The organism is Pseudomonas sp. PB106, from assembly GCF_009764645.1.
Taxonomy (GTDB): Bacteria; Pseudomonadota; Gammaproteobacteria; order Pseudomonadales; family Pseudomonadaceae; genus Aquipseudomonas.
Window position 1 is genome coordinate 24584 of the sequence record NZ_RWIM01000102.1, and the last position, 8699, is coordinate 33282.

Sequence of the window (8699 nt, forward strand, 5' to 3'; positions counted from 1 at the left end):
TGCTTTTGAAGGCCTCATCGCTGGCAAGCCAGCTCCCACAATGTCTGTGTTTCAGCCCGAGAAAATTGATCCACAGCAAGTCCCTGAGGGAGCTGGCTTGCCAGCGATGGCAGCACCGCAGATGTTCAGTCGAACATGAACAACGCATCATTGCTGAACTGCGCCTCAAACCGGCTCGCCGGCATCGGCCGTCCGAACAGATACCCCTGAACCTCATCGCAGCCATGCTCACGCAGGAAGTCCAGTTGTTCATGGGTTTCCACGCCTTCAGCGATCACCGCCAGATTCAGGCTGTGCGCCATGGCAATGATCGCCCGGGCAATCTGCGCGTCCTGCTCGCCGGACGGCAAGCCGTCAACGAACGTGCGGTCGATCTTCAACACGTCGATCGGGAATTGCTTGAGGTAGTTCAGCGATGAGTAACCGGTGCCGAAGTCATCGACCGCAATGCTCAGACCGAGGTTTTTCAGGCCGGCGAGAATCTGCATTGCCTCGCTGACTTCGCGCATCAGGATACTTTCGGTCAGTTCCAGCTCCAGGCACGCCGGCGGCAGACCGGTTTCGCGCAGGATCGTGGCGATCCGCGTGCCGAGCTGGCCATCGGAGAACTGCCGCGCCGAGATGTTCACCGACACCTTCGGCACACGCACGCGGTTTTGATGCCAGGTCTTCAATTGGCGACAGGCCTCGTCGATCACCCAATCGCCGACGTCCACCACCAGACCGAGTTCTTCCAGCACCGGAATGAAATCCCCCGGCGGCACCAGTCCGCGACGCGGATGACGCCAGCGCAGCAGTGCTTCGGCGCCGGTCAGACGTTTGCCGTCGCCGCTGAATTGCGGCTGGTAATACAGGACGAATTCGTTCTGCTCCAAGGCATGGCGCAAGTCGCTTTCCAGCTCCAGACGCTCCAGCGCACTGGCGTTCATGTCGGCTTGATAGAACTGGAAGTTGTTCTTGCCGCGTTCCTTGGCGTGGTACATCGCGGTGTCGGCGTTCTTCATCAACTGGCTGAGTTCGTTGCCATCCTGCGGGCTCAGGGCGATGCCGATACTGGCGGTGACAAAGAACTCGCGGCCCTCGAGCACGAACGGGCGCACCAGACTGGCAAGAATCTGCTCGGCGACATGAATCGCCCGGTTCAGCGCCAGTTCGCGGCTGGAGCGATGCTGCAGCAGCAAGGTGAATTCATCGCCGCCCATGCGCGCCACGGTGTCGTCATCGCCGACGCAGGCCAACAGGCGCGTGGCCATGTCTTTCAACATGCGGTCGCCGGCAGCGTGACCGAGGGAGTCGTTGATCGGTTTGAAGCGGTCGAGGTCGAGGAACATCAGCACCACCCACGATTTCTGCCGCTCGGCCGATTGCAGCGCGGTGTGCAGGCGATCCTGGAACAGCGTGCGGTTCGGCAAATGGGTCAGGGCGTCGTAATAGGCGAGGCGGTGAATGCGCTGCTCGCTGGCCTTGCGCTCGCTGATGTCGCTGAAGAAGCACACGTAACTGGCCAGATCACCTTCGTCGTCGAGTACCGCGGTGATGCCGACCCACGCCGGGTAATGCTCGCCATTACGCCGCTTCATCCAGACTTCGCCTTCCCAGGTGTTGTGCTGGTGCAATTGCTTGAGCACATAGCGCAGGTGCGCGTCCTGTTGTTCATCGACGGTAAGCATGTTCGGCAACTGGTCGAGCACTTCGCTCACCGCGTAACCGCTGACACGGCTGAAGGCTTCGTTGGCCTGAACGATGTAGCCGGCCGGGTCGGTGATCAGAATCGCCGAAGTCGAATGCTCGAACACCGTGGCGGCCATGCGCAGGTCTTTCTCGGCGCGGCGTTGCTGACTGATGTCGCGACCGACACCGAGCACGCCCTCAAACGCGCCATGCTCGTCCCACACCAGCACCAGACGCAGCTCGATCGGGATCTTGCGGCCATCCGCGCGCAGGCAGTCGAACAGGAACAATTGCGTCTGCACCTGGCTGCGCAACAGTGCCAGTTGCTCGGGTTTGTCGAGGGCTTTGCTGACGCGATCCATCAGCGTGTAGATGCCGCTCAGTTGCTGCGGGTTGGCAATGGTCGATTGCCAGCCGTTCTGGAAAATCCACTCGGCGTCATAGCCCAGCACGGCTTGCACCGACGGGCTGACGTAGTTCAGCGAGAGTTTGCTGTCAGTGGAGAAGATCACGTCGCTGATGCTTTCGGCGAGCATGCGGTAGCGCTGTTCGCTGTCGCGCAGGGATTCGCTGGCCTCGATCTGCTCGGTGATGTCCTTGGCCACGCCGATGATCCGCGTGACTTGATCGTGCTTGTCGCGGGCGAGGGCCTGTTCGCGAATGTCGAAGCGCCGCCACTTGCCATCGCGATGACGGAAGCGCAGTTGGCATTGCAGCAATTGGCTGTAACCGGCGTGACGCTGCTGCTGGCGCGAGCGATGGTAATAGTCGGCGTCTTCCGGGTGCAGGAGGATTTCCCAGAAGTACTCGCCCATCTGGTGCAGTTCGGTGCGGTTGTAACCGAGTGTCTGGCCGAGGTGGTGGTTGCTGAAAATCATCCGCTGGCTGATCACGTCCTGCACGTACAGATGATCCGGCACGGTGCGCACCACGTCCGACCAGAAACCTTCGCGCTCGAGCAGCGAGAGTTCGATCAGTTTGCGGCTGGTGATGTCGTTGATGCTGAGGATCACCGCTTTGTAATCGTGCTGCTCCTGCGGCAGACGTAACACCATCCACAGGTGTTGGTCGCGACCATTGAGGTCCGGCAGTTTGATTTCCAGTTCCAGCTGCTTTTGCTGCTGGAGCACGGCGTCGAGCACTTGATTGCCGATGGCGCAGTGACGGTGTGGGTGACCGTCGATCAGCAATTGCCAAGCGTGTTCGCAGGAATTGACGTTGAGCAGTTGCAGCGCGACCTGGTTGACCTCAGTAACGCGCAGTTCCTGCAACAATTGTTGGCGCTGCTGCGGCTGGTCGAGCCAGGCCTTGAGCTGATCGCTGGTCTGGATCTGCGCCTTGTCGAACGTTTGCTTGAGGCCCGACAGGTCGAGTACGCACAACGCCACGCCAGTGCCTTCGAAGATGTCCTGATAGCGCCGGCGACCTTCATGTAACTGGCGCTGGCGGCGGCGCATGTTCAGCAACGCAATCACCGGCAGCATCGAGAACGCCAGCCCCAGCAGGCATTTGCCGATGAATGCTGGCAACAGCTCTTCGAGAACGCGCTGACGGTCGAACAAACCACGCAGTTGCCAGTCGCTGCTGCTTAGCGGCACGGTCAGCACGGTGTTGCCCAGATCGTCTGGCGTGAGCACGCCGGGCTTGGCCGAAGGCAGCGCTTCGTCGCGACTGATGATCTGATGGTTGAGGCGGTTTTCCACCAGCCACAGCGGGCGCAGACCGGTGTCACCCTGTTTGGTCAGCGAGTCGAAGAACGTCGGCGTCAGGCGCAAGGCCCAATAACCACGGCTGCTGCCGCTGGCTTGATGCAGCAACAAATGCACCACCGAGCCATCTTCGGCGTTACTGAAATAGTGCGCCTGGGCGCGGCTGCGCCGGACCAGTTCGGTGAGGTAATCGGCGTCGTGGCTGTCGGTGGCGCTGTCGCTGAGGATCCGCCCGGAAGGGCTGAGCAACGCCATGCTGCGCAGATCGGGCAGCGACTGCTGGAGCTTGCGCAGCAGGGCCTGCTGTTCGTCGGCTGACTGCGGCTGCTCGACGATCGGTAGCAGATTGAGGGCGATTTGCGCATTCAGCGCCATGTTCAGACTGACCTGCGAGGCGAGGTCGGCGGTGTAGTCGATGGTGTATTGGCGCTGGTTTTTCTGGGTTTCGCGCAGTTGATCGAGCAACTGCCAGAACAGCAAGGCCAGCAGCAACAGCACCAGTGTCGCCAGCGCACCCTTTAATGTTCCGCGCAGGGGCGAGCCGGTCGCCGGGTTGGACGCGCTCACAGAAGCTGGCGGGGTAACGTTGGACAAGCTGTAATCCTGCGGTTTGGCTGGACTGGCGCGACGTGCACTATATGCCGGACGCCCAGAGGGCGGCTAGCATGCCTTGAGTTGTGGCGAAGTGCCAGCCCCGCTCGGCTGGACTGCCACTGGTCAATCAGGTAGCTTTGCCGGTTACGCGGGAGCGTTCCAGCTCCTAGACTCAGACTTTTTCAGCGCGCACGCATTGATAACCATCAAGTGAACGACGCGCATGGTCTGGCCGGGCTTCGCCCGCGCTGCAATCATTCATCTGTCACTGACCCAAGGTTCTCCATGGCTCAATACGTATTCACCATGCATCGGCTGGGCAAAGTTGTTCCGCCGAAGCGGGAAATCCTCAAAAACATTTCGCTGTCCTTCTTCCCCGGCGCCAAGATCGGCGTGCTCGGCCTCAACGGTTCGGGTAAGTCCACGCTGCTGAAAATCATGGCTGGCGTCGACACCGAATTCGAAGGCGAAGCCCGTCCGATGCCGGACCTCAACATCGGTTATCTGCCGCAAGAGCCACAACTTGATCCGACCAAGACCGTGCGCGAAGTGGTCGAGGAAGCGGTCAGCGTGATCAAGGATGCGCAAGCGCGTCTGGACGAGGTCTACGCGGCCTACGCCGACCCGGATGCCGACTTCGACAAACTGGCTGCCGAGCAGGCCAAGCTCGAAGCGATCCTGCAGGCCAGCGACGGTCACAACCTTGAGCGCCAACTGGAAGTCGCCGCCGATGCGCTGCGTCTGCCAGCTTGGGATGCGAAAGTAGAACACCTGTCCGGTGGTGAAAAGCGTCGTGTGGCCCTGTGCCGTCTGCTGCTGTCCGCCCCGGACATGCTGCTGCTCGACGAACCGACCAACCACTTGGACGCCGATTCCGTTGCGTGGCTGGAGCACTTCCTGCACGACTTCCCGGGCACCGTGGTAGCGATCACGCACGACCGTTACTTCCTCGACAACGTCGCTGGCTGGATCCTGGAACTCGACCGCGGCGCGGGCATCCCGTACGAAGGCAACTACTCGGGTTGGCTTGAAGCCAAGTCCGATCGTCTGGCCGCTGAATCCAAGCAGCAGTCGGCGCACGAAAAAGCCATGAAGGAAGAACTGGAGTGGGTGCGCAAAGGCGCGAAAGCCCGCCAGTCGAAATCCAAGGCACGTCTGCAACGCTTCGAAGAAATGCAATCGCAGGAATTCCAGAAGCGCAGCGAAACCAACGAGATCTACATCCCGGCCGGTCCGCGCCTGGGTGACAAGGTTATCGAATTCAAGAACGTCACCAAGGGCTACGGCGATCGCGTGCTGATCGACAACCTGTCGTTCGCGATGCCGAAAGGCGCCATCGTCGGCGTGATCGGTGGTAACGGTGCCGGTAAATCGACCCTGTTCCGCATGCTGATGGGTAAGGAACAACCGGATTCGGGCAGCATCGAAGTCGGCGAAACCGTGCAACTGGCCTGCGTCGATCAGAGCCGCGACGACCTGGATGGCAGCAAGACTGTGTTTCAGCAGATCTCCGACGGTTCCGACCAGATCCGCATCGGTAACTACGAGATCCCGTCGCGCACCTACGTCGGTCGCTTCAACTTTAAGGGCGGCGATCAGCAGAAGTTCGTCAAGGACCTCTCCGGTGGTGAGCGCGGTCGGCTGCACCTGGCGCTGACTCTGAAGGAGGGCGGTAACGTCCTGCTGCTCGACGAACCGTCCAACGACCTCGACGTTGAAACCCTGCGTTCCCTGGAAGAAGCCCTGCTGGACTTCCCGGGCGCCGCCATTGTGATCTCTCACGATCGGTGGTTCCTTGACCGCGTGGCGACACACATCCTGGCGTACGAAGACGACTCGCAAGCGATCTTCTTCGAAGGCAACTACACCGAGTACGAAGCGGATCGCAAGAAACGCCTCGGCGAAGCAGCTGCCCAGCCACACCGCGTACGTCACAAGAAACTGGCCTGATATCGGGTTGGTTGCATAAAGAGCGGAGCCTTCGGGCTCCGTTTTTTTTTGCCCGGTTTTTGTCAGCGGGACCGAGGTGGATTCATCGCTGGCAAGCCAGCTCCCACAGGGATTGTGTTATGTCCGGATTGTGTGAACGCCGCTAAAACTGTGGGAGCTGGCTTGCCAGCGATGGCGGTATAACTGTTGGTGCATCATTCAAACTTGTTTTCCTCATTCAGGTGCAAAATAGGGCCAAATATCGGCAGGATTTATATCCTGTGCACCATTTAATTTCATAACTGCGACATTTTGCTCTGTTCCAGTGCGCAATTCGTTTGTTACAGTCCGGCCCAATCTCCTCCAACGACAATAAATTTGCCGAGACTTTTTCCATGATCGAATCCGTCGAATCCTTCCTTGCCCGCCTGAAAAAACGCGACCCGGATCAACCTGAATTCCACCAGGCCGTCGAAGAAGTGTTGCGCAGCCTGTGGCCGTTTCTCGAAGCCAATCCGCACTACCTGACTTCGGGGATTCTGGAGCGCATCTGCGAGCCGGAGCGCGCCGTGGTGTTCCGCGTGTCGTGGGTCGACGATCAGGGCAAAGTCCAGGTCAATCGCGGTTTCCGCATCCAGATGAACAGCGCCATCGGCCCGTACAAGGGCGGCTTGCGCTTCCATCCTTCGGTGAACCTGGGCGTGCTGAAATTCCTCGCCTTCGAACAGACCTTCAAGAACTCGCTGACCTCGCTGCCCATGGGCGGCGGCAAGGGCGGTGCCGACTTCGATCCGAAGGGCAAGAGCGACGCTGAAGTCATGCGTTTCTGCCAGGCTTTCATGAGCGAGTTGTATCGCCACATTGGCGCCGACGTTGACGTGCCGGCCGGTGACATCGGCGTCGGCGCGCGCGAGATTGGCTTCCTGTTTGGTCAGTACAAACGCCTGAGCAATCAATTCACCAGCGTCCTCACCGGCAAAGGCATGACCTACGGCGGCAGCCTGATTCGTCCGGAAGCCACCGGTTTCGGCTGCGTGTATTTCGCCGAAGAAATGCTCAAGCGCCGCGAACAGACTGTGGAAGGCAAACGCGTGGCGATCTCCGGTTCCGGCAACGTTGCGCAGTACGCCGCGCGTAAGGTCATGGATCTGGGCGGCAAGGTGATTTCCCTGTCCGACTCCGAAGGCACGCTGTATTGCGAGGCTGGCCTGAGCGAAGAACAGTGGTCCGCGCTGCTGGAACTGAAAAACGTCAAACGCGGACGCATCAGCGAACTGGCCGCAGCCTTCGGGCTGGAGTTCCGCGCCGGTCAGTTGCCGTGGTCGTTGCCGTGCGATATCGCGCTGCCGTGCGCCACGCAGAACGAACTCGACGCCGAAGCCGCACGCACGCTGTTGCGCAATGGCTGTGTGTGCGTGGCCGAAGGCGCGAACATGCCGACAACGCTGGAGGCTGTGGATATCTTTATCGAGGCCGGCATTCTCTTCGCACCGGGCAAGGCATCGAATGCCGGCGGCGTGGCGGTGAGTGGTCTGGAGATGTCGCAGAACGCCATGCGTCTGCTGTGGACGGCGGGCGAGGTCGACAGCAAGTTGCACGCGATCATGCAGTCGATCCACCACGCTTGCGTGCATTACGGCGAAGAGAACGGGCGGATCAACTACGTCAAAGGCGCGAACATCGCTGGCTTCGTCAAAGTCGCCGACGCGATGTTGGCGCAGGGTGTGGTTTAAGCCGGTTCGATGCGGATCACTTCAATCACTTGATCGCCGGCGGGGCGCTGCCACAGCACCTCGTCGTTGAGCCGAGCACCGAGCAGCGCCCGGCCCAGCGGTGAGCCCCAATTGATCAGCCCCTTGCTGGCATCGGCCTGATCTTCACCGACCAGTTGCACCCGGCGTTCGGTGTCGTGTTCGTCGGCGTAGGTCACCCAACTGCCGATCTGCACTTTGTCTCTGGACGTGGCTGCGACGGCGACTTGCGCGCTGCTCAGGCGCTGATTGAAGTAGCGCAAATCTCTTTGCAGATCCGCTAGCCGTTGTTTGTCGGCTTGTTCACCCTTGGCTGATTGTTCTGCATGCAGACTTTGCAGTTCGGCGACTTTCGCCTGCAACTGCTCCAGCCCCTGCGCGGTGACGTAATTGGGCTGCTCACTGACCTGCCGTTCGACCGGCTGATCGGCTTGTGCGGCGGCGTTGTCTTCGTTGACGAAAGCACGGCTCATGAATTCCTCCTCGTATGAGGTTTGGGCCATGCTCGCAGGCATTTGGTTTCACTGGATGTCTGGGAGCGACCTACGGCGAGCGATAAGCCCGCCCGGTGTCCTGATCTTTCTGCTGCTGCCAGGCGCGCTCGCGTTCGTCCCAGTGTTCGTTGCGATACTCTTCGCGTCCCTTGTTTTCCAGCATCGCCTGACATTGGCGAAAACCGTCGGTCCAGCCTTCGGCGTATTGCTTGTCTTTGAGGTAGCGCGGCACGTTCTTGCGAAACTCGCCGCTGATCGAACCGGCCGCCTGGCGACCGCTGACACAACCGTCATCGAAGCCGTCGGCGAAGGCCGGTGGGTAACCCTTGGCGATCAGATCTTCATGGGTGGTCTGGCAACCGCCCAGCAACAGCACAACACCCAGCAAACCCGCACACCGCCACATTGCACTCTCCTTAGCCGCTACTCCGGCTTATATGGAGAGTCTAGATGGGGATTCATTAGTGGGGTGTGAAAGAAAGATCAAAAGATCGCAGCCTGCGGCAGCTCCTACAGGTGAAGTACATTCCAAATGTAGGAGCTGCCGAAGG

5 protein-coding genes are annotated in these 8699 nt (G+C 60.1%); 2 read left to right on the forward strand and 3 right to left on the reverse strand.

The features are described from left to right. Positions 1–125: 125 nt before the first annotated feature. Positions 126–3974, reverse strand: a complete 3849-nt coding sequence (morA, locus tag EJA71_RS13520) for a cyclic di-GMP receptor MorA (RefSeq protein ID WP_158957602.1) — start codon at positions 3972–3974, stop codon at positions 126–128. A 285-nt stretch (positions 3975–4259) separates the two neighbouring features. Here morA and ettA point away from each other — a divergent pair, with 285 nt between their 5' ends. Together ettA and gdhA are read left to right on the forward strand one after the other, a co-directional pair. Further along, a complete protein-coding gene (ettA, locus tag EJA71_RS13525; protein ID WP_110720271.1) occupies positions 4260–5924 on the forward strand; it encodes an energy-dependent translational throttle protein EttA in 1665 nt (554 codons plus the stop codon). 374 nt (positions 5925–6298) lie between these two features. Then, entirely contained in the window at positions 6299–7636 is a 1338-nt protein-coding gene (gene gdhA / locus EJA71_RS13530) for an NADP-specific glutamate dehydrogenase (protein ID WP_158957604.1), read from the forward strand. Here the strand turns inward: gdhA and EJA71_RS13535 are convergent. Beyond that, positions 7633–8127 (reverse strand): GreA/GreB family elongation factor, encoded by a 495-nt coding sequence (locus tag EJA71_RS13535; protein WP_158957606.1) that lies wholly within the window; start codon positions 8125–8127, stop codon positions 7633–7635. The two genes, gdhA and EJA71_RS13535, sit on opposite strands and share 4 nt — an antisense overlap. A gap of 70 nt (positions 8128–8197) precedes the next feature. Further along, positions 8198–8554: a hypothetical protein gene (locus EJA71_RS13540; protein ID WP_158957608.1), complete on the reverse strand. Its 357-nt coding sequence runs from the start codon at positions 8552–8554 to the stop codon at positions 8198–8200. Positions 8555–8699 lie beyond the last annotated feature (145 nt).

Excerpts from the sequence above, each read along its gene's own strand:
- EJA71_RS13535 (WP_158957606.1), bottom strand. The coding sequence starts at position 8,127 with ATGAGCCGTGCTTTCGTCAACGAAGACAACGCCGCCGCACAAGCCGAT.
- EJA71_RS13540 (WP_158957608.1), bottom strand. The coding sequence starts at position 8,554 with ATGTGGCGGTGTGCGGGTTTGCTGGGTGTTGTGCTGTTGCTGGGCGGT.
- gdhA (WP_158957604.1), top strand. The coding sequence starts at position 6,299 with ATGATCGAATCCGTCGAATCCTTCCTTGCCCGCCTGAAAAAACGCGAC.
- ettA (WP_110720271.1), top strand. The coding sequence starts at position 4,260 with ATGGCTCAATACGTATTCACCATGCATCGGCTGGGCAAAGTTGTTCCG.